Annotated in this window: 21 protein-coding genes, 2 tRNA genes and 1 pseudogene; 17 read left to right on the forward strand and 7 right to left on the reverse strand. The window is 58.2% G+C overall.

What is annotated here, in order from left to right; genetic code table 11:
* Window positions 1-171: 171 nt before the first annotated feature.
* From CGLAMM_RS06630 to CGLAMM_RS06640, 3 genes are all read right to left on the reverse strand, one after another.
* Window positions 172-2013: a cobaltochelatase CobT-related protein gene (locus tag CGLAMM_RS06630; RefSeq protein WP_394820349.1), complete on the reverse strand. Its 1842-nt coding sequence runs from the start codon at window positions 2011-2013 to the stop codon at window positions 172-174.
* A gap of 12 nt (window positions 2014-2025) precedes the next feature.
* Window positions 2026-3042, reverse strand: a complete 1017-nt coding sequence (locus CGLAMM_RS06635) for an AAA family ATPase (protein WP_394820350.1) — start codon at window positions 3040-3042, stop codon at window positions 2026-2028.
* A gap of 82 nt (window positions 3043-3124) precedes the next feature.
* Complete coding sequence (locus CGLAMM_RS06640; protein ID WP_418115552.1) at window positions 3125-3709, reverse strand: J domain-containing protein; 585 nt, start codon at window positions 3707-3709, stop codon at window positions 3125-3127.
* Window positions 3710-3757: 48 nt separating this feature from the next.
* Between CGLAMM_RS06640 and CGLAMM_RS06645 the strand changes: the two genes are divergently transcribed.
* Together CGLAMM_RS06645 and CGLAMM_RS06650 are read left to right on the forward strand one after the other, a co-directional pair.
* Window positions 3758-4045 (forward strand): BolA family protein, encoded by a 288-nt coding sequence (locus tag CGLAMM_RS06645; RefSeq protein WP_394820351.1) that lies wholly within the window; start codon window positions 3758-3760, stop codon window positions 4043-4045.
* Window positions 4042-4608, forward strand: a complete 567-nt coding sequence (locus tag CGLAMM_RS06650) for a LolA family protein (protein WP_394820352.1) — start codon at window positions 4042-4044, stop codon at window positions 4606-4608. The genes CGLAMM_RS06645 and CGLAMM_RS06650 overlap by 4 nt, the downstream gene beginning before the upstream one ends.
* A gap of 2 nt (window positions 4609-4610) precedes the next feature.
* On the opposite strand, the gene lipB is transcribed toward CGLAMM_RS06650, so the two are convergent.
* Complete coding sequence (gene lipB / locus CGLAMM_RS06655; RefSeq protein WP_394820353.1) at window positions 4611-5315, reverse strand: lipoyl(octanoyl) transferase LipB; 705 nt, start codon at window positions 5313-5315, stop codon at window positions 4611-4613.
* Window positions 5316-5371: 56 nt separating this feature from the next.
* Here lipB and CGLAMM_RS06660 point away from each other — a divergent pair.
* From CGLAMM_RS06660 to CGLAMM_RS06690, 7 genes are all read left to right on the forward strand, one after another.
* Window positions 5372-5457 (forward strand) — tRNA-Leu (locus tag CGLAMM_RS06660).
* Between the two features lie 171 nt (window positions 5458-5628).
* Window positions 5629-6543: a UTP--glucose-1-phosphate uridylyltransferase GalU gene (gene galU / locus CGLAMM_RS06665; RefSeq protein ID WP_394820354.1), complete on the forward strand. Its 915-nt coding sequence runs from the start codon at window positions 5629-5631 to the stop codon at window positions 6541-6543.
* A 116-nt stretch (window positions 6544-6659) separates the two neighbouring features.
* Window positions 6660-6812: a DUF3553 domain-containing protein gene (locus tag CGLAMM_RS06670; RefSeq protein ID WP_394820355.1), complete on the forward strand. Its 153-nt coding sequence runs from the start codon at window positions 6660-6662 to the stop codon at window positions 6810-6812.
* 30 nt (window positions 6813-6842) lie between these two features.
* Window positions 6843-7628 carry a ComF family protein gene (locus CGLAMM_RS06675; protein ID WP_394820356.1) on the forward strand — a complete coding sequence of 262 codons (786 nt, stop codon included), beginning with the start codon at window positions 6843-6845 and terminating at the stop codon, window positions 7626-7628.
* A complete protein-coding gene (gene grxC, locus CGLAMM_RS06680) occupies window positions 7615-7878 on the forward strand; it encodes a glutaredoxin 3 (RefSeq protein WP_394820357.1) in 264 nt (87 codons plus the stop codon). Before CGLAMM_RS06675 ends, grxC begins: the two co-directional genes overlap by 14 nt.
* Window positions 7875-8297 (forward strand): DUF1178 family protein, encoded by a 423-nt coding sequence (locus CGLAMM_RS06685; RefSeq protein WP_394820358.1) that lies wholly within the window; start codon window positions 7875-7877, stop codon window positions 8295-8297. The genes grxC and CGLAMM_RS06685 overlap by 4 nt, the downstream gene beginning before the upstream one ends.
* The gene (locus CGLAMM_RS06690) at window positions 8287-8754 is read left to right on the forward strand and encodes a DUF2147 domain-containing protein (protein ID WP_394820359.1); all 468 of its coding nucleotides are present in this window, start codon (window positions 8287-8289) and stop codon (window positions 8752-8754) included. The genes CGLAMM_RS06685 and CGLAMM_RS06690 overlap by 11 nt, the downstream gene beginning before the upstream one ends.
* A gap of 22 nt (window positions 8755-8776) precedes the next feature.
* On the opposite strand, the gene ubiG is transcribed toward CGLAMM_RS06690, so the two are convergent.
* Window positions 8777-9505, reverse strand: a complete 729-nt coding sequence (gene ubiG / locus CGLAMM_RS06695) for a bifunctional 2-polyprenyl-6-hydroxyphenol methylase/3-demethylubiquinol 3-O-methyltransferase UbiG (protein ID WP_394820360.1) — start codon at window positions 9503-9505, stop codon at window positions 8777-8779.
* Between the two features lie 161 nt (window positions 9506-9666).
* On the opposite strand from ubiG, the gene CGLAMM_RS06700 reads away from it, so the two are divergent.
* From CGLAMM_RS06700 to prfA, 6 genes and pseudogenes are all read left to right on the forward strand, one after another.
* Window positions 9667-10965 (forward strand): aspartate kinase, encoded by a 1299-nt coding sequence (locus tag CGLAMM_RS06700; protein WP_394820361.1) that lies wholly within the window; start codon window positions 9667-9669, stop codon window positions 10963-10965.
* A pseudogene (locus CGLAMM_RS06705) lies at window positions 10934-11991 on the forward strand (NAD(P)H-dependent flavin oxidoreductase). The gene CGLAMM_RS06700 and the pseudogene CGLAMM_RS06705 overlap by 32 nt, the downstream one beginning before the upstream one ends.
* Window positions 11992-12027: 36 nt before the next feature.
* Complete coding sequence (locus CGLAMM_RS06710) at window positions 12028-13335, forward strand: helix-turn-helix domain-containing protein (RefSeq protein ID WP_394820363.1); 1308 nt, start codon at window positions 12028-12030, stop codon at window positions 13333-13335.
* Between the two features lie 146 nt (window positions 13336-13481).
* The gene (ispG, locus tag CGLAMM_RS06715) at window positions 13482-14630 is read left to right on the forward strand and encodes a flavodoxin-dependent (E)-4-hydroxy-3-methylbut-2-enyl-diphosphate synthase (protein WP_319807373.1); all 1149 of its coding nucleotides are present in this window, start codon (window positions 13482-13484) and stop codon (window positions 14628-14630) included.
* A gap of 4 nt (window positions 14631-14634) precedes the next feature.
* Complete coding sequence (gene hisS / locus CGLAMM_RS06720) at window positions 14635-15879, forward strand: histidine--tRNA ligase (protein ID WP_394820364.1); 1245 nt, start codon at window positions 14635-14637, stop codon at window positions 15877-15879.
* Between the two features lie 3 nt (window positions 15880-15882).
* Window positions 15883-16944, forward strand: coding sequence for a peptide chain release factor 1 (gene prfA, locus CGLAMM_RS06725; protein WP_418115499.1), 1062 nt, complete (start codon window positions 15883-15885; stop codon window positions 16942-16944).
* Window positions 16945-16969: 25 nt separating this feature from the next.
* On the opposite strand, the gene CGLAMM_RS06730 is transcribed toward prfA, so the two are convergent.
* Window positions 16970-17377: a hypothetical protein gene (locus CGLAMM_RS06730; protein ID WP_394820365.1), complete on the reverse strand. Its 408-nt coding sequence runs from the start codon at window positions 17375-17377 to the stop codon at window positions 16970-16972.
* Window positions 17378-17462: 85 nt separating this feature from the next.
* Between CGLAMM_RS06730 and prmC the strand changes: the two genes are divergently transcribed.
* Both prmC and CGLAMM_RS06740 read left to right on the forward strand, forming a co-directional pair.
* Window positions 17463-18308: a peptide chain release factor N(5)-glutamine methyltransferase gene (gene prmC / locus CGLAMM_RS06735; RefSeq protein WP_418115500.1), complete on the forward strand. Its 846-nt coding sequence runs from the start codon at window positions 17463-17465 to the stop codon at window positions 18306-18308.
* A 108-nt stretch (window positions 18309-18416) separates the two neighbouring features.
* Window positions 18417-18980, forward strand: coding sequence for a DUF4167 domain-containing protein (locus CGLAMM_RS06740; protein WP_394820367.1), 564 nt, complete (start codon window positions 18417-18419; stop codon window positions 18978-18980).
* Between the two features lie 119 nt (window positions 18981-19099).
* On the opposite strand, the gene CGLAMM_RS06745 is transcribed toward CGLAMM_RS06740, so the two are convergent.
* Window positions 19100-19174 (reverse strand) — tRNA-Met (locus CGLAMM_RS06745).
* Between the last annotated feature and the right edge of the window lie 35 nt (window positions 19175-19209).

Raw genomic sequence — 19209 nt, forward strand, 5'->3', positions numbered from 1 at the left:
GTCCAGATTTTCCTTGAACGCGGGAATGGATGAATAAATCATTTCAACTCCCCAACGTAAGTCACTGATATTTAGATAATCCGCGAGTAAGGTCCCATCCGTGACGTCGCCTTGCGAGAGGGCTGTCATTCAGCTTTGTAACAGAGGTCACTTTACTCAGTGGCTCAGGGGTCAGTCTTCACCAAAAAGGTCGAGGAGCTTCTTCAGCACGGTCCCGCCAAGCTCATCCGCGGAGCGGATGGTGATGCTGTTGCGGTAATATCGCGTGACATCATGGCCAATACCGATTGCGAGCAATTCCACCGATTTCTGCGACTCAATCTTGCGAATGACCGCGCGGAGATGTTCCTCAAGATAAGCGTGATTGTTAGCTGAAAAAGTGCTGTCATCCACCGGTGCACCATCCGATATCACCAACAGGATCCGCCGCTTCTCATGCCGCTTGAGGAGGCGCTGCCACGCCCAAAGCAGCGCCTCACCATCGATATTTTCTTTCAGCAACCCCTCTTTCAGCATGAGGCCGAGATTGAGGCGCGCGCGTCGATAAGGGGAATCGGCATTTTTATAGATAATGTGCCGCGTATCATTCAGCCGTCCGGGATTTTCAGGTCGACCTTGCTCAAGCCAGTCCTGACGACTTTTACCGCCTTTCCAGGTGCGGGTTGTAAAGCCGAGAAGCTCCGTCTTGACGTGACAACGCTCAAGCGTGCGTGCGAGGATATCGCTGCAAAGCGCAGCGACAGAAATCGGGCGTCCGCGCATGGAGCCGGAATTATCGATCAGCAAAGTCACAATGGTGTCCTTGAAGGCGGACTCATGCTCGATCTTGAATGATAGGGGTGTGGCAGGATTGATGACGATGCGCGGCAGACGCGTGGCATCAAGGAGGCCCTCCTCCTGATCAAACTGCCATGAGCGCTGCTGTTTCGTCATTAAACGGCGCTGTAATTTGTGCGCCAGCCGCGCCACGACCGACTGCGTGCCCGATAATTGCTGGTCGAGAAGGTGCCGAAGATGCGCCAGTTCTTCAGGGTCACATAAATCGGCCGCGTTGGCCTCTTCATCATATTCTGTCGTGAAAATGCGATAAGAGGCGGCTTCCGCTTCGGAGGGCTCCGGGTCGCCTCTCGACATTGTCGGGGAGGGGTCATCGCCGGGCGGGGCATCATCGCGCCCCAATTCGCCCTCCATTTCGCCTTCCTCATCCGCCTCATCACCTTCTGATTCGGCCTTTTCCGACGGCTCATCCTGTGACGCCTCGCCGCCAGCATCGTCGGCGTCATCCGGGGAGGGGGCGGGCTCCGCGTCTTCCTGCGTCGCCGGGGGCGGCGCATCCTGCGCATGGTCAGGCGTATCGAGTGTGGCGAACAGCTCTAAAAATGATTCGGAAAAAGCGGCCTGATCATCTCGGATGGCCGCGAGATGACGCAATTTCTCCTGAGCTACTGGCGAGAGGGAGTCGCGCCATGCTGACAAAGCCGGGCCGATCAGGCGCGGCAGGGAGCCGGGCATCATGGCGTCGCGCAGGAGGAGTTCAAAGGCCAGAGGCGCCGGCATATCCGCCTTCTCCTGCATACGCATCGTGCCCTGCATAAAACATTTGCGTTGCAGCCGTGCAGCGAGATTCTCCTGCACGCCCCGCATCATACGCGCGCCATAAACCTCACACCGTGCTTGTTCCATGGCTTCAAAAGTGGCGCGCCGTGTCGGGTCCGGGATGCGACTGGATATGTCCAGACGGAGGTCGTGATGCTTGCGAAACAAAGCTTCCGCATCCGCGACGCCGCGCATCTCGGCTTCCTCCTGCGACGTGACATGTCGCGGCATGTAAGGGAGATGAACGGTGCCCTGGCTTTCCTCTTGCGGTGGTCCTTCCAGAAACGTGACGGCGAGATGAGGGTCCCCCGCCATGGCGCGAAGCGTTGCCTTCGTCGCCCGCCTGAAACCATCGCCAGAATCACGTTTGCCCAGTTCCGGATCAGGCTTTGGCGGGGTGGGCGGTTGGGAGCTCATGCCCGAAACCCGTTAGAGCGGATTCAGCGTTTCACCGAGGCAACGCTGATAAAATTCGGCGATGATTTCTCTCTCAGCCTCATCGCATTTATTGAGGAAGGTCACGCGGAAAGCGAATTGCCGATCACCGAATATCTTCGTGTTCTCGGCCCAGGTGATGACGGTGCGCGGTGACATGACCGTTGCGAGGTCCCCGGACATGAAACCCTCGCGAGTCAGTTTCGCGAGCTGCACCATATTGCCGATCACCGCGCGCTGGGCGTCGTCATCCAGCGCGACATCCATTTTGGCGCACACGATCCGCACTTCCTGTTCGGGCGGGAGGTAATTCAGCGTCGCGACGATGTTCCAACGATCCATCTGCCCCTGATTGATTTGCTGCGTGCCATGATAGAGCCCGGTCGCGTCGCCCAGCCCCACCGTATTGGCGGTGGCGAAAAGGCGGAACCACGGGTCGGGTTTGATGACGCGATTCTGATCCAGCAGCGTCAAATGCCCCTCTGCCTCCAGAACACGCTGGATCACGAACATGACATCGGGCCGCCCCGCGTCATATTCGTCAAAAATCAGGGCGGAAGGCCGCTGAAAACACCAGGGTAGAAGACCTTCGCGGAAAGATGTCACCTGCTTGCCGTCTTCAAGGACGATGGCGTCTTTACCGATCAGGTCAATGCGGGAGATGTGACTATCGAGATTGATGCGCACCGTCGGCCAGTTGAGGCGTGCCGCGATCTGCTCAATGTGGGATGATTTGCCCGTGCCGTGAAATCCCTGGACATATACCCGCCGGTTAAAGGCAAATCCGGCGAGGATGGCGCGCGTCGTATCCAGGTCAAATTGATAGGTCGGGTCAATTTCCGGCACGTGACTCGTGCGGACGGAGAAGGCTGGCACTACCATATCGCTGTCAATGCCGAAAACCTCACGCGCGGACAGTTTCCTGTCAGGCGCTTTCAATTCTCTCGCGGTATCTTCCGTGGGGTTTTCGGTCGTTGGGGCCCTTTTGGCGGCGGGCGAGGGGCTCTTCATACGCGGGGCATGTCCTTAACCTCAATTTTGTCTCAGGAAGGATATCGCGTTCCGCCTCAAATGCAAATCTTTCCCCGACATGTCATTGTGTTGAGAGAAAGGCGCGGATCGTTGTGTACGCCACGTTGATTTCCTTGAAACGGGCCTCTGCGCGCGGGTCACTGCCATTTGCATCCGGGTGATGCTGCCGTGCGAGGTTGCGGTAGTGCGCCCGGAGTTCCTCCATCGTCAGGGGCCAATCCAGCCCAAGCGCACTAAGGTGCTGTTTGATGGGTTTTGGCGCCCGGCGTTCCAGCGCATCATGGGGGAGGGGACGCGCACGCGCGTGGCGCGCGCGGCTGAGCAGCCCGAGTGGATCACGCAAACGTTCCTCAAATTTTGAAGGTTTGCCGAGGCTGCCCAATTTCCAGGAGGGGCGCTGCCAGGATGAGTCAGATTGCAGATGTGTTTCAATCTGAATCGGCGTCATGCCCTTATAAAAATCCCATTTGGCGTTATATTCACGGACATGATCAAGGCAGAACCAATAATATTCCCGTAGCGTCTGGCGGCTTTTAGGTGCACGATAACCGGCATTTGCCGTGCAGCCCGGCATATCACACATGCGCCCCGGCGCGTCAGGGTCGGGGTCAAAGGCACGATGACGTGTCTGGCGGCGCTTGGTCATCGCATCAATGTGTGACGTCATCCAGTCTGGTGCAAGGAGAAAAGCTTAATGAATGTCCATGAGACACGCGCAGCACGTATTGAGCGCGTTTTGACGCAGGCCCTCGCGCCGACGGAAATTGAAATCAAGGACGTCACCCATCGTCATGCGCGCCACAAGGATCGTCTGGGTATAGAGGGGCAGGAAACGCATTTTGCGGTCAAAATCGTCAGTGACCGCTTTGAGGGCCTTTCCCGCATTGCCCGCCATCGCCAGGTCAATGAACTCCTGAAAGCTGAATTTGAGAGCGGCCTTCACAGCCTGGCACTGACAACGCAGACGCCCGGCGCGTCATGATCACGAAGTTTCGACATCTCGCCTTCATGGGCCTGGCCGCCTTTTTGAGTGCCTGCGCCTCTGGCGGAATCAGTCATCTTTCCCCGTCCGACCAGGCCATGGTTCATGATGTTGAAAATGCCCTGAACCGCCCGCAACCCGTCACTGGCGCCTTCGAGCAGGTCGGGCCGGGCAATTGGGCCGGACGCGGACACTTCACCTATCATCCCGGCTACCTGCTTCTCGCCTACGATGTGCCGCATGGCCTCCGGGCGGAGGCTGAAAATCAACATCTCGTCGTGACGGACAAAGCCAATGGCGCGGTGACACGTATCGGCCTTGCCCGGCACCCTCTTGGCCTCCTCCTGCGCAAACCCTTGCGGCTGACCCGCGCAATTCAGGTCACGCAACTGGTTCAGACGCCGGGCTTGCTGCGCATATCCCTGGCGGAGGCGGCCAACCCGTCACAAGGGCTCCTCTCTCTCGATTTTGAAAAGACCCCTGCGGGTCTGCGGCTTAAAAACCTGATCGGGACGGATGTCAGGAAGCAGCAGATTCAGTTGAGCCTGCATGAAAGCCCCTGACGTCACGGCACATTCTGAGGCGCCTGCCTGAAAATATCGTGCCAGCTTGCTTTCATGGCACTGTCAAGCGCCGCCATGGTGACGTCCGGCTTAAATCGCTGAATGCTCGTCACGCCGTAATCACGAATGCCGCACGGCACGATGCCGGAAAAATCCTCCAGCCGCGGGGCAAGATTAATGGAGACGCCGTGCGTCGTCAGCCAGCGACTGACGCGCAACCCGATCGCGGCGATCTTGGCCTCTTCCCCGGTCAAAGGGTCGGTCGTCCAGACGCCGATACGCCCGGGCCGCACATCCGCTACAATTCCAAACGTACCAAGCGTTGCGATGATCCATTTTTCAAGATCCGCGACAAAACGGCGGAGATCCCGCGGTGGGGTGTCGCCGTGGGGGCGGCTGAGGTCCAGCATGAGGTAGGCGATGCGCTGGCCGGGGCCATGATAAGTCCATTGCCCGCCACGCCCCGCCGCATAAACCGGCAGAGCGTCCGGATTAAAGAGATCCTGCGCGCGGGCTGACGTGCCGGATGTGTAAAGGCGCGGATGCTCCAGCAGCCAGATCAATTCCTGCCCCGTGCCCGCCTGCATGCGTGCCTGATGCGCCGCCATCTCCGCGAGGGCGTCCGGATAATTGACGGGCGATGATGCCGTCCTCCACATAATTTTTTCAAAATTTTCCGCCGTGATGATTGCCTCACTCTTCCGCATAAGCTATAGCCCCCTTCGACGAGTGGTATCGCTTATTGCAAGACACTTGTCACGTTGCGGTCGTGGCGGAATGGTATACGCGCAAGCTTGAGGTGCTTGTGGGGGAAACCCCGTGGAAGTTCGAGTCTTCTCGACCGCACCACTTCTCTCAGAAGATGGTAGTCATATCTTATGCATTTCTCGGGTCACACCCGATACGATGCGGGGCCTCCCCGACGGATATGGCATTTCCCTCAATGGTCATAAGTAAATGAAATGACCATATTCAAAAAATTCCCCCTTTGATTTACACTACGCTTAAATTGCCGTCGCGATGATAATCATAAGTGACGATGCTCGCATCAATAGGGGTTTAGTTTTGAAAAAGCCGCTCAGAAAGGCCGTATTGCCCGTCGCAGGTTTGGGGACACGCTTCCTCCCCGCGACAAAAGCCATGCCGAAAGAGATGCTTCCGGTCGTTGATCGTCCGCTCGTGCAATATGCGATTGATGAAGCGCGCGAAGCGGGTATTGATCAGTTCTGCCTGATCACAGGCCGTGGCAAGGACAGCCTCATCGATTATTTTGATGTCGCGTTTGAGCTGGAGACGACCCTCCGGGAGCGGAACAAGTTTGCATTGCTGGAAACGCTGGAGCCCAGCAGTATTGAAGCCGGGTCACTCGCGGCTGTCCGTCAGCAGGAGCCGCTCGGGCTGGGCCATGCCATATGGTGCGCGCGGTCTTTTATCGGGGATGATCCTTTTGCGATCCTTCTGCCGGATGACATCATCAAAGGTGGGCGCGGCTGCCTGTCACAGCTTGTGGACGTCTATAATGAAACTGGCGGGAATGTCGTCGCCGTGACCGAAGTCCCACGCGATTACACGAATCGTTATGGCATACTCGATGTGGGTCAGGATGATGGCCGCACGGTTGAGGTTAAAGGATTGGTCGAGAAACCGGACCCATCCGTTGCGCCGTCCAACCTTTCCATTATCGGCCGGTATGTTCTGCGCCCCGAGATCATGACGCACCTCTCCAAGCTGGAGCGCGGTGCTGGCGGTGAAGTTCAGTTGACCGACGCCATGGCGAAGCTCATTGGCGACATGCCTTTCCATGGTCTGCGCTATGAGGGCACGCGTTATGATTGCGGTGACAAGGCGGGCTTCCTTGAAGCGCAGATTGCTTTCGCGATTGATCGTCCCGACCTCGGACCGGCCGTCAAAGCGTTTCTGCGGAAATATATTTAAAGGTCCGGGCATTGCGCCTGGGACGGTGAGGGCGTCACGTCAGCGCCCCCGCCATCCGGGCCGGAAAGAGGGGGGTTGTCACGGAGGACGAATTCCAGACATTTCTTGAACCCGGTATGTTGGTGCGGCACCCGACCCGACCGGAATGGGGCATCGGGCAGGTCCAATCCGCGATTGCCTGGCGTGTCACCGTGACATTTCCTGAGCAGGGAAAACAAATGATTGACGCACGACACGTCACGCTGATCGTGCTGCCGGAAGGGGCCTGACTTTTGCCGGGGGCTGCGCGGCGCGTTCCGATGCGGCGCTCCTGGTATAATGGGGTTCTGGACGTGGCTTTTCCGCCGGTCTGTCTGCATTGCAAAGCGGAAACCCTCTCCCACAACGCCCTCTGCGCAACCTGTTTCGCGCAGGTAGAGCGGATCTCACCGCCCTTCTGCCATGGATGCGCCGCACCGCTCCCCGCTGCGGAACATCTCAATCAAAACCATCACTGCATTTATTGTCAGAATTCCCCACCACCATGGTCGACAGCGCGCGCCGCGTTTATTTTCGGCGAAGTGACGCAATCTCTTATTTTCGATCTGAAATATGGTGATCGCACGGAGGTTGCGACATTTTTCGCCGACGCCATGATGCGCCATGGCGGGGACCTTCTGTCCGACGCTGATCTCATTGCGCCAGTGCCACTACATTGGCGGCGCCTGCTGCGGCGAAAATTCAATCAGGCGGCCATAATGGCGCGGACACTAAGTCGAATTTATCCCGGGCCGTTGCAGCTCGTGCCGAACCTGTTGAAGCGCATCCAACACACAGGCGCCCTCGCGCGTCTGGGGCCTGATGCACGTATGGAGAGGGTGCGGGAGGCCATCACGCTTAACCCGCGTTACAAGGAGATGATCAAAGGGCGACACATTGTTATGGTTGACGATATCTTGACCACCGGGGCAACGCTCTCCATCTGCTCTCAACGGTTGCTGGATGCCGGTGCGACCCAGGTCGCGATTTTGGTTGCGACCCGTTCCGGCCGACACATCCTTCCCTTTGCCCATAAGATTCATGGTTTTATTAATGCCGAAGATTGAAATTTATACGCAGGAACATTGCCCTTACTGCACCCGGGCCGTCGCTCTATTGACGCAGAAGAACGTCGCGTTTGAGCAGATTGATGCCCCGCGAGGCAGCGCGGCGCGTGAGGAAGCGACACGTCGCTCGGGCGGAAGCAGAACGGTTCCGCAGATTTTCATTGATGACCGCGCCATTGGCGGTTGCTCGGAATTATTCGCGCTGGAGCAGCAGAGGAAACTCGACCCGCTTTTAAGGCGTGCTGGATGATTTCCTTTGAGCTGCGATGCGCGCAGGCTCACGCATTCGATGGCTGGTTTTTGAGCACCTCGTTATTTGCTAAGCATCGCGCGGCGCAGCTTGTCGCCTGCCCCCATTGCGGCACGACGCACGGATCAGAAAATTTTGATGCATCTCTTCGACGGCCATCGTCGTTATCCGGGTCGATTCCGGTGTCGGGTCATCTTCGCGCGGCGCTACGGCGATTGCAGCGTGTTGCTGAAAATCATTGCGAGAATGTCGGGCGCCGCTTTGCTGAGGCGGCGCTTAGACGCCATGAATTCGCTGGAGGCGCCGAAACCATCTCAAGAGGAATTTATAGGCAGGCCTCCTCACAAAAGCGTGACATTTCAACGGAAAAAGGCATAAAGTTCCTCTCCATCCCTTGGGGCCCTATCGATGATGCCTAGGCTTGCGTCACGCGCCGCCGTGCTTCTGGTCGCGTTTTTTTCATTTCATGCCGTAGCCAAACCCGCACATCTCAACCGCGCTGCGCAGGGCGATGTGACGGGAATATGGATGGCGCAGACGCAGGACGGCGTTTTTCATATCTTCCATTGCGGGGCGGAAATTTGCGGCCGCCTCGTCGGTATGGATTATGAAGGGCCCGTGCCGCATGACGTTCTGGGTCGATCTCAATGCGATCTGACGATGCTGACAGGTTTCACGCCGCGCGGGGACGGGCAATGGCAGGGAAAGATCTTCGACCCTGAAGGCGGTAAGGTCTATGATGCGATCATCTGGTCGCCCAACCCGAATATCCTCAAACTGCGCGGTTACCTGCTTGGCATCCCGCTCTTAGGTCGGACGCAGATATGGACGCGATATACGGGCCACATCGGACCCGCCTGCAAAATGACAAGATAATCATGACGTTATCCCTGTCGCTTCACTGTTTACGAAACATCGCCTGATAATTTATGCGCGTATCGGATGTCAGGCGGCTGGCGGCACCGGCATAAAGCGTGCCGGTAATGTCAATCATTTTAAGCCCGGCCCCGCGTGCGGCGCGGACGAGTTCAGAAGGTTTGATGAATTTTCGCCATTGATGCGTGCCGACGGGCAGAATCCGCATCACATATTCCGCCCCGAATTTCGCGATCGCGAGGGAGCGCATCGTGCGGTTGAGCGTTGAGATCGCGACCAAACCGCCCGGGCGGGTCAGGTCGCTGAGGAGATGCAGAAACATCTCGGCATCTGTCACATGTTCAATGACTTCCAACGCGCTTATGGCATCAAATGTGAGGCCCTGGGCAACGAAATCCTCCGCGGCTCCTTGTTGGTAGACGAGGCTTCCTCTCCCCGTTTCCGGGTGGGAAATTTCCTGGTGGGATTGCGCCGCCGCGATGGCCTCCGCCGATGCGTCCAGCCCGGTCACCTGATAACCCAGCCGCGCATAAGCCTCACTGGCGATGCCCGCACCACAACCAATATCGAGCAGCTTGACCGCTTCCCCATCCGGTCTGGAAAGCGATCTGAAGAATTGATGATTCCAGTTTGTGCGGAGCGGATTCATGTCATGCAGCGCCCGCATGGGCCCTGACGGGTCCCACCATGACGCTGCCAAACGTCCGAACTGTGCAATTTCCTCAGCGGATATGGACGACGCCCTGTTCATGTCTCTGTAACCCTTCATCAAAACTGGACGAAACGGCGTTAAATTTGTATTCACCGCGTTTGGGCGCATGTTTAACATGCCGAAGCCCGGATTTCACCCGGTGTTGAGCCAAGCCTGCCGGGCTTTATACAAAAAACGACATTTCAGGAGTTTTTATCACGATGGCGCCCCAGAAGGATCATGAAGTCAGTCGCATCGTGATGAAATTCGGTGGCACCTCCGTGGCCAATATTGAACGCATGCGCGCTGTGGCGGCCCGTGTCAAAGCGGAGTGGGAAAGCGGGAAGCAGGTTGTCGTCGTTGTTTCCGCCATGGCGGGTGTGACCAATCAATTAGTGTCCCATTGCCACGCCCTGTCCCCCCACGTCGATATGCGGGAATACGACGCCGTCGTCGCAACGGGAGAGCAGGTGACAAGCGGGCTGATGGCCCTTGCCCTTCAGGCAGTCGGCGTTCCGGCGCAATCCTGGATGGGCTGGCAGATCCCGATCATCACAGATGATGCGCATGGTAAAGCCAGCATTCTGGGCATTGATGGCGCAAGGCTGATTCGCTGCCTTGAGGCCGGCATCGTGCCGGTTGTCGCCGGGTTCCAGGGCGTCTGTCCGGCGGAAGAGGCGCCAGCCGCGACAGAAGTGGACAGCATCGCCACTTTGGGCCGCGGAGGGTCGGATACATCGGCTGTCGCCATCGCCGCTTCCGTAAAAGCGGGTCGTTGTGACATTTATACCGATGTGGATGGTATTTATACAACGGACCCGCATATTGTCAGCGCCGCCCGCAAGCTGGACCGCATCACCTTCGAGGAAATGCTTGAGCTGGCATCGGTCGGCGCAAAAGTTTTGCAGACACGAAGCGTCGCCCTCGCCATGCGGGAGCGTGTGCGCGTGCGCGTTCTATCCAGTTTTGACGAATCGACGGATGACTCAGGTTCATGCGTTGTGGATGAGGAAGAGGTAATGGAAAAAGATCTGGTGACGGGGATCGCCTACGCGCTTGATGAAGCGAAAATCACGGTGAGCCACCTCCCTGACCGACCCGGCATTGCGGCGGCCATATTTTCCACCCTCGCGGCGGCGCGGGTCAATGTTGACATGATTGTGCAAAGCGTCGGGTCGGACGGTTCCACCAATATGACGTTCACCGTCCCGAAGACGGAGCAGGGTGCTGCCATCTCCGCGCTGGAGGCTGCAAAAAGCGACATACAGTTCGGCGCGATTCACTCCGCGCAGGACGTTGCGAAAATCAGCGTGGTTGGCGTCGGGATGCGGTCCCATAGCGGGATGGCAAGCACCATGTTTACAACGCTCGCGGAGCGGGGAATAAACGTGCAGGTGATATCAACGAGTGAGATCAAGATCTCGGTCCTGATCAAGGCGGAATATCTGGAACTGGCCGTGCGCGCCCTGCACACAGCCTATGGCCTCGATGATCAGGACGGGGGACATCAGAATGGTTGAGCTTAATCGCGCACGTGCGGAGGCCGCGCTCGCCGGTCTCTGGGCGGATGGCTGTCGCTTCCTCGGCACAAAAACGGCCATATTGGGCGGCGCTATGTCATGGGTGAGTGAGCGACACCTTGTGGCGGCTATCTCCAATGCCGGGGGGTTTGGCGTCATCGCCTGTGGTGCCATGTCGCCGGACCGGCTGGCGGAGGAAATCACCGCCACCCGCGCGCTGACGGATGCGCCTTTCGGCGTCAATCTGATCACGATGCACCCTGACCTTGACCGCCTTGTCAGTGTCTGTCTAGAGCTTAAGGTCGGGCATGTCGTGCTGGCGGGCGGTGTCCCTGCCGGCGTAACCATCAAGGCGTTGCGAGATGGCGGTATCCGCACGATGGGTTTTGCGCCGGCGCTCGCGCTTGGCAAGCGCCTTGTCCGACTGGGCATTGAAGCATTGGTGATTGAAGGCTCTGAAGCTGGTGGCCATGTCGGGCCGGTGTCTCTTAATGTCCTCGCTCAGGAGATCCTGCCGCACCTACGGGATGTGCCGATTTTTGTGGCGGGGGGCTGGCGCGCGGCGATGCCATCCTCAGTTATCTTGAAATGGGCGCCGCTGGCGCGCAATTGGGCACGCTCTTCGCAGCATCTCAGGAAAGTATCGCGCATGACAACTTTAAATCCGCTTTTTTAAGGGCGAATGCGCGCGATGCCGTGACGTCGGTTCAACTTGATGAGCGTTTTCCCGTTATACCCGTTCGTGGCCTGACAAATAATGGGACGCGGCGTTTTCTGGCGCATCAGGCGGAAATCCTTCGGCGTTTTCAGGAAGGTGAAGTGAGCAGGGAAGACGCACAGTTGGAAATTGAGCATTTCTGGGCCGGCTCCCTTCGACGGGCCGTCATTGATGGTGATATCGAGAATGGCTCTGTCATGGCGGGGCAATCTGTCGGTATGGTCAAAGCGGTCAAACCCGTTGCACAGATTATCAATGACCTCGTTGATGAGGCGATACAGAGCCTTATGAAGCGCAAAGCGGGTTAAACAATCGATATTTCAGGCGAGAAAGGCGATTTTTGGATGAGCAGCGGTGGGGCGTCAAATGGGAAAGCTTCCAGAACCGAGCCGCCGGCTCATTTCCCCGTCGGTAAACGTCTTAAAGCACAAAGGGTCAAGCTTGGCTGGGATTTAAGCGATGTCGCGGCCTGGCTGCGCATCCGGGAAACCTACCTCATCGCTTTTGAGGAAGGGCGAACGGAGGACCTCCCCTCCGGCGTTTACGTGGTGGGGTTTTTACGCAGCTATGCGCGTGCCCTCGGCCTGGATGCGGATGACATCGTATCGGAGTTTCAGGCGGTCATCCCCTTATCCAAAGTGCGCAGCCCGGCCCTGAACATCCCGGAACCCCTGGTGGGACGTGGTGTCCCTGTCGGGATCTGGGCGGCAATCGGGCTTGTTCTGATCGTCATCGCTTATACCGGCATTTACCATTATGCGGGAGATGACAGCGAGGACGTGCGGGACAAGCTCGCGGCCGGACCGACGAAAACCGTACCGAAAAATGCGGGACTATCGCCCGAAATTGCCGCTGTCATGCCAGAGCCACCCGCCCCGGCGCCGCCCGCGGAAGCATCTTCCGTGCCACCCGCCGCAATGCAAGCGGCGGAAGCGACCCCCGTCGAAACCACGTCAAACGCAGCGTCCATCGGGCAAGCCATCCCGCCGGAAACGGATCATGCCCCGCCTGGCGCGACACCCATCGCGGCACCGGGAAACGATAGCCAGGCCATTGCCGGGCAGGCCACCCCGACTGGACAGGACATGGCGACGCCGCCTTCTCCGCTCCCCACCGTCCCGGAAAGTCCGACCGGTTTTGACCTTGTGGCATCGCATAATACGTGGGTGCGCGTGACGGATAAGGATGGCCAGGATGTCTGCAATCGCGTGCTCAAACCCGGTGAAATCTGCAGCGGCAAGCGCGATAAGGCGCCATACCGCATCACGACCGGCAATGCGGGCGGGGTGGCTTTCCGGTTCGGGGATGCTGTGACAGCGCCCCTTGGCGAGAACGGTCAGGTGATCCGCAACCTTACTTTGACGGCGGAGGATATTGCGCAGGGTCGTGCGCCCGATAACACGGCCTCATCCACACCGGAGACGCATCCAACGGATTCCATTCTGCGGCAGAGTGACACGCCGCCTGCGATCGCGACGGATCAGACGGGTGAGGGCGGTGCGTCCCCAACGACTCCCGAGGCGACCCGGCAAAATCAGCCGCCTCCGGCAAGCGTGGTGGCCCCCAAACAGAAAAAGCGGCCCGAAAAATCCGAGAGTGACCGCTTAAATGACCGACAGCTCGGCCAGATTCGGGCGCAAGTATCACCCTGAGGAAAGATTTTGCGGCATAACGCCGCCAGAGGTGGAAAGTCACGCCCTAACTCTGGTATTAGGCGCCAGAGTGCCTAATTATATGTCATATTTGTCATGGACGCCGATGCCCGATGGGCGGCGATTCATGGAGGATTGTGGAGAGTATGAGCGGATATCGCCCCTATCAGCATATTGAACGCCGAAAATCCCGGCAGATCATGGTCGGCAAGGTTGCGGTCGGAGGTGATGCGCCCATTTCCATCCAGACAATGACAAATACGTTGACGTCAGACGCCAAGGCGACAATCGAGCAGATCCGCCTTGCTGAGATTGCCGGCGTGGATATTGTCCGCGTTTCCTGCCCGGATGAGGAAAGCACCGCCGCTTTATCTGAGATCGTGCATGAAGTGAACGTGCCGATCGTCGCCGATATTCACTTTCATTATAAGCGGGCGATTGAGGCGGCAAAGGCGGGCGCTGCGTGCCTGCGCATCAATCCCGGCAATATTGGCAGTGCCGAGCGTGTGCGTGAGGTTGTCTCCGCCGCGCGGGATCACGGATGTTCCATCCGGATCGGCGTCAATGCAGGTTCACTTGAAAAACACCTGTTGGAAAAATATGGTGAGCCGAACCCGGAGGCTTTGGTTGAGAGTGCGCTGGAGCACGCCAAAATCCTCCAGGACCATGATTTTCACGAATTTAAAATCAGCGTCAAAGCGTCCGACGTTTTCATGGCCGTCGCCGCCTATCAGCAACTTGCCGATAGCTGTGACCACCCTTTGCATATCGGCATTACGGAAGCCGGTTCAAAACGCGCTGGCACGGTGAAATCTTCCATCGGGCTGGGCAATCTGCTCTGGGCCGGTGTGGGTGACACCATGCGCGTCTCCCTCTCCGCGCCGCCGCAGGAGGAAGTTCTTGTCGGCTGGGATATTCTCAAATCGCTCGGTTTACGTCATCGTGGCGTCAAAATTATTTCCTGCCCATCCTGCGCGCGCCAGGGCTTTAATGTCGTGGAAACTGTGCAGATTCTGGAAGATCGCCTTCAACACATCAAAACACCCCTGACCCTGTCTATTATCGGTTGCGTCGTGAATGGGCCGGGAGAGGCGCTGATGACGGATCTCGGTGTGACGGGCGGCGGTGCAGGGCGCCACATGGTGTACGCGGCGGGGCGGCAGGATCATCGCCTTGAAGACGGGCAGGATATGATCTCGCATATTATTGACCTGGTGGAGGCCCGCGTCGCGAAAATCGAGGCGGAAAAAGCGGCCGAGACTGAACAGAATGAACCAAAAAAAGTAAACGCCTGATTTTATGCCAGCTCTGCAACCTGCGCGCGGTACGCACGACCTTATCGGCGACGAAGCGCGCCGTCACGCCCATGTTATCCAAGTCGCGCGGCGCGTCACCGCGCGATATGGCTATGAGGAATGGTCGACCCCGATTTTTGAGGATACGCGCGTTTTTTCCCGAACGCTCGGAGATACGTCCGATGTGGTGACGAAGGAAATGTATTCCTTCGAGGATCGCGGTGGGGAAAGCCTGACTCTGCGGCCCGAGGGCACGGCCGCGATATGTCGCGCCTTCGTCTCAAACGGTCTGACGCAGAAATTACCGCAACGTGTTTTCTATAATGGCCCGATGTTCCGTTATGAGCGCCCGCAAAAGGGGCGGTTCCGTCAGTTTCATCAGATTGGCGCGGAATATCTCGGCAGTTCCGACCCGCTGGTCGATGCTGAAACGATCGCCATGGCGCAGATGATCCTCCGTGAATTGGGGCTTGAACAAGATGTGTCGTTACAGATCAACACACTGGGGGATGTCGAGAGCCGTCTCGCATGGCGCAAGGCGCTGATCGCCTATTTTGTTGCGCATCAGGATGCGCTTTCTGATGAAAGTCGGGCGCGGCTGCATCAGAACCCATTGCGCATTATTGACAGCAAATCCAGTCAGGATCGCACATTACTGCAAAGTGCGCCGTCATACTCGGATTACCTCAATCCAGCATCGCGGGAATTTTACGATGGGCTGCGGCGCGGGCTGGACCTCTATGGCGTTGCCTACACCGAGAACCCCCACATCGTCCGCGGACTCGATTATTACAGCCACACCGCCTTCGAATTTGTGACGGAAAAACTGGGCGCGCAGGGCACGGTGCTTGCGGGCGGACGCTATGAGGGGCTTGTGGCCGAAATGGGCGGCCCGTCGATTCCCGCCATCGGCTGGGCAGGCGGGATCGAACGCCTCGCCCTCCTCATCGCGCCGCCGGAAAGTCACGGCAAATATGTTGTCGTCCTCCCCATGGGCGACGCCGGCCTGCCCGAGGCGATCTCCCTGTTGCAGAAACTGCGTGAAGGCGATGTGCGGGCGGAAATGGCGCATCATGGCGCTTTTAAGAAACGGATGGAGCGCGCCATCAAAGGGGGGGCGACGCACCTCATCCTGATGGGTGAGGATGAGCTGGCGCAAGGCCGCGTCATCCTCAGGGATCTCAGCCTGCGTGCGCAGCGGGACGTGCCGATTGATGAGGCATTGCGCTTCCTGAGTCACGGCGCCTGATCCATGGCGTTGGATGAACGGCTTGATCGCATTCTCGCGCGCCATGAAGAAATCGCTGCGATCATGGCAGAGGGGCAGGTGAATGGCGATGCGTTCTCCCGGCTCTCGCGGGAATATGCGGATCTCGACCCCGTCGTGCAGGCCGTACAGGCTTATCGAGATGCCGCGCAACGCATGGCGCAGGCACGTGAATTGCTGGATGACCCCGAAATGCGGGAGCTTGCTGAAATCGAAATCCAGGAAGCAGAAGCGAAATGTGATGAGCTGAAGCTTCAATTGCGGCTGGCGCTGCTTCCCAGAGATGAAGCCGATGCACGAAGCGCCATCCTCGAAATCCGGCCCGCAGCCGGGGGGGATGAGGCGGCGCTTTTCGCGGCGGAGCTTTTCGGCGCTTATAAACGCTATGCGGAGCTGAATCACTGGCGCTTCGAAATTGATGAATATGATGAAAGCGACCTTGCCGGGCTGAGAAGTGGTGTGGCGACGATCTCCGGGCGCGGTGTTTTTTCCAAACTCAAATTCGAATCCGGCGTGCATCGTGTCCAGCGCGTGCCGACGACGGAAACGCAGGGACGCATCCATACCTCGACCGTGACGGTCGCGGTCCTTCCCGAGGCGGAGGAGGTGGATGTCGATATTGATGAGACGGACCTGCGCATCGATGTTTATCGCGCCTCAGGTGCGGGCGGGCAGCACGTTAATAAAACCGAAAGCGCCGTGCGAATCACCCATCTCCCCTCCGGCGTCGTCGTCGCGATGCAGGAGGAAAAAAGTCAGCATAAGAACAAAGCCAAGGCGATGAAAATCCTACGTGCGCGCCTATATGAACAACAACGCGCCCAGGCTCATGCCGCCCGCTCCGCCGATCGTAAATCCCAGGTCGGGACGGGTGACAGGTCGGAGCGAATCCGCACTTATAATTTCCCGCAAGGTCGCGTCACCGATCACCGCATCAATCTCAGCCTGCATAAAATTGACCGCGTCATGCTCGGTGAATTCAACGAAATTATTGATGCGCTGGTGCAGGATGAGCAAACCGCTTTGCTCGCCGCGGAAGGGCTGTGATAGGATGGCGCGGCCCCGAAATGACTTAGCTGATCGGGCCTGAGCAGATCCCGGCTTTGCCTTTTTCATGCCGGGTTGCACCGGGTTCGGAGGCATCCATCAGATAGAAATCCCCCAGATCATCATCAGCGGCTGCGATGATGACATGGCCATCGGGCCGGAGGAGGATGCCTTCACTCTCCACCTGATGCACGACCCGCGCGCCTTCATGATCGATGACGATCATCTCACCGCAAAGCGCGTAATGATGGGCGCGGGGCGCATCTTTCACCGGGATGATTTTCTCATAAGAATCGAGACCGTCATGCAGGTGAATCACGGCGGCAAGCCTGCCATCAATATAAAGCCGCGTCGTCTCGGATATCTCATTCGGCGCGCGAGGATCCTGCAATTTGAAGGCGCCAGCCTGCGCGGCTGATGTTGCGATCAGCATCAAACAGGCGCAGAAAAGTAGAGTGCGAAATCGGGCAGGCATCATCTCCTTATAAAATGCGATCTACGGGAAAGTGTTAAATAAAATGCGCGTGCGTGACATTCTGGCAAGGGCGACCCTTCGATTGACGCAGGCAGGCGTTGAGGACGCGCGGGCGGAGGCGAGGCGTCTGCTGTGCTGGGCGGCGGGGATCGACCTCACCGCGATCGTCACCCTCCTGCGTCTTGATGACACGGCGCAGGCGCGGTTTGAGGACGTCATTGCCCGCCGCGCGCGACGGGAGCCCTACGCCTATATCACGGGCTCACGCGGTTTCTGGACGCAGGATTTCCTCACGAATGAATACACACTGATCCCGCGGGCGGATAGCGAGACGTTGATTGAAGCGCTGCGTCATCACAAGCCGCAGAGGGATAGACCTTACCGTATTCTGGATCTCGGCACGGGGACGGGTTGCCTCCTTCTGGCGGCGCTCAGCCATTACCCGAATGCGCGGGGCGTTGGCGTTGATATCGTGCCAGAAGCGACACAGCTCGCGCGGGAAAACGCGAAACTGAACCAGCTTGAGCGCCGCGCCCGGTTTGTCACCAGCCATTGGGGTGACGCTTTGACAGGGCGCTATGACATTATCCTGAGCAACCCGCCTTATATCAGAACCGGGGATCTGGCAGAGCTGATGCCGGAAGTGCGTTATTATGAACCGGCTTCTGCCCTTGATGGCGGGGCGTCGGGCTTGGACGCCTACGCCGCCATCCTGTCTGACCTTCCGCGCCTGATGCGCCGCGACGGGATTGCGGTGCTGGAGCTGGGCAAGGGGCAGGACCAGGAGGTGCGGCATCTGGCGGCGGAAAACGGGCTGGAAATGCGCGCTTGTTACAACGACCTTAACGGCATTGCGCGCGCCATGATTCTCGGTTTGGGCGCATATTAAAACTTGGCAGAGGTGAGGGGAGCTGCTAAACTCGCCTGCGAGGCTTTGTTCGATTGCGCTTTTAATGCGCATTTCGCTCTGCTGGAGACGGTATCGCGGTTATCGGTTATGACATTGTCAAACCTACGCGCTGTTTCCTCGCCCGACCTTCGACTTTGGAAAGCAAGGCAGGACATTTTCCACACTGCTTTGCCGATCATGAACCAGGCAGGGCTGAGCCTTGCCAGCAGGAAAGTCCCATTTAAATCCATGAACATCAAACGTATCAGAGGCCGTCATCATCGCTCCAACGGTGGGATGAGCGCGCGTCAGGGTAATAATCAGACGCCGCTTAACCGCAACCACGTGTTTGACAGTAACGGGCCTGAAATGCGTGTCCGCGGCACGGCGCAACAGCTTTTTGAGAAATATCTTCAGCTGGGTCGGGACGCGACCGGTGCGGGTGACCGAATCCTTGCGGAGGCGTATTTCCAGCATGCTGAACATTATTTTCGTATCATCAATGCCATGACGCAGGCGGCCCAGCAATCTCAGGCAGAACGTCAGGAGCGCCATCAGAAGCGCATGAAGGCGCAGCAGGCTGAGTCGGGGGAGGAGCGTCGCGGGCCTGAGGAAGCGGAGGGTGAGTCAGAAGGCGAGACCGCCCATGTTGCTGAGGATAACGCTGAATAAGAAAAGATCGATCGCGACCTCCGCCGAGGTCGCGTCTCGCCCGGGCTGGATAACATGATGCTTCATGCGGGGGAGGTCGCGCAGGGTCGATACGGCTATGATGGCTGACCCAGTCGGGATGGTAGCGGCGGACGGATTTGAACCGCCGACCAAGGGATTATGATTCCCCTGCTCTACCGCTGAGCTACGCCGCCATCGCGACTGGTGGGATGCAATTAAAGCCCCGGTG

It is taken from the genome of Sorlinia euscelidii (assembly GCF_036452135.1).
GTDB lineage: Bacteria > Pseudomonadota > Alphaproteobacteria > Acetobacterales > Acetobacteraceae > Sorlinia > Sorlinia euscelidii.

What these genes read in the sequence shown, in the direction of transcription:
- CGLAMM_RS06675 (WP_394820356.1), top strand. Translation starts at nt 6,843, where the DNA reads ATGCGGCGCTCCTGGTATAATGGGGTTCTGGACGTGGCTTTTCCGCCG.
- CGLAMM_RS06640 (WP_418115552.1), bottom strand. Translation starts at nt 3,709, where the DNA reads ATGACCAAGCGCCGCCAGACACGTCATCGTGCCTTTGACCCCGACCCT.
- prfA (WP_418115499.1), top strand. Translation starts at nt 15,883, where the DNA reads ATGGCGTTGGATGAACGGCTTGATCGCATTCTCGCGCGCCATGAAGAA.
- galU (WP_394820354.1), top strand. Translation starts at nt 5,629, where the DNA reads ATGATAATCATAAGTGACGATGCTCGCATCAATAGGGGTTTAGTTTTG.
- CGLAMM_RS06740 (WP_394820367.1), top strand. Translation starts at nt 18,417, where the DNA reads ATGACATTGTCAAACCTACGCGCTGTTTCCTCGCCCGACCTTCGACTT.
- CGLAMM_RS06685 (WP_394820358.1), top strand. Translation starts at nt 7,875, where the DNA reads ATGATTTCCTTTGAGCTGCGATGCGCGCAGGCTCACGCATTCGATGGC.
- CGLAMM_RS06700 (WP_394820361.1), top strand. Translation starts at nt 9,667, where the DNA reads ATGGCGCCCCAGAAGGATCATGAAGTCAGTCGCATCGTGATGAAATTC.
- hisS (WP_394820364.1), top strand. Translation starts at nt 14,635, where the DNA reads ATGCCAGCTCTGCAACCTGCGCGCGGTACGCACGACCTTATCGGCGAC.
- CGLAMM_RS06670 (WP_394820355.1), top strand. Translation starts at nt 6,660, where the DNA reads ATGTTGGTGCGGCACCCGACCCGACCGGAATGGGGCATCGGGCAGGTC.
- prmC (WP_418115500.1), top strand. Translation starts at nt 17,463, where the DNA reads ATGCGCGTGCGTGACATTCTGGCAAGGGCGACCCTTCGATTGACGCAG.
- CGLAMM_RS06650 (WP_394820352.1), top strand. Translation starts at nt 4,042, where the DNA reads ATGATCACGAAGTTTCGACATCTCGCCTTCATGGGCCTGGCCGCCTTT.
- CGLAMM_RS06690 (WP_394820359.1), top strand. Translation starts at nt 8,287, where the DNA reads ATGATGCCTAGGCTTGCGTCACGCGCCGCCGTGCTTCTGGTCGCGTTT.
- CGLAMM_RS06630 (WP_394820349.1), bottom strand. Translation starts at nt 2,013, where the DNA reads ATGAGCTCCCAACCGCCCACCCCGCCAAAGCCTGATCCGGAACTGGGC.
- CGLAMM_RS06730 (WP_394820365.1), bottom strand. Translation starts at nt 17,377, where the DNA reads ATGCTGATCGCAACATCAGCCGCGCAGGCTGGCGCCTTCAAATTGCAG.
- lipB (WP_394820353.1), bottom strand. Translation starts at nt 5,315, where the DNA reads ATGCGGAAGAGTGAGGCAATCATCACGGCGGAAAATTTTGAAAAAATT.
- CGLAMM_RS06645 (WP_394820351.1), top strand. Translation starts at nt 3,758, where the DNA reads ATGAATGTCCATGAGACACGCGCAGCACGTATTGAGCGCGTTTTGACG.
- ubiG (WP_394820360.1), bottom strand. Translation starts at nt 9,505, where the DNA reads ATGAACAGGGCGTCGTCCATATCCGCTGAGGAAATTGCACAGTTCGGA.
- ispG (WP_319807373.1), top strand. Translation starts at nt 13,482, where the DNA reads ATGAGCGGATATCGCCCCTATCAGCATATTGAACGCCGAAAATCCCGG.
- grxC (WP_394820357.1), top strand. Translation starts at nt 7,615, where the DNA reads ATGCCGAAGATTGAAATTTATACGCAGGAACATTGCCCTTACTGCACC.
- CGLAMM_RS06635 (WP_394820350.1), bottom strand. Translation starts at nt 3,042, where the DNA reads ATGAAGAGCCCCTCGCCCGCCGCCAAAAGGGCCCCAACGACCGAAAAC.
- CGLAMM_RS06710 (WP_394820363.1), top strand. Translation starts at nt 12,028, where the DNA reads ATGAGCAGCGGTGGGGCGTCAAATGGGAAAGCTTCCAGAACCGAGCCG.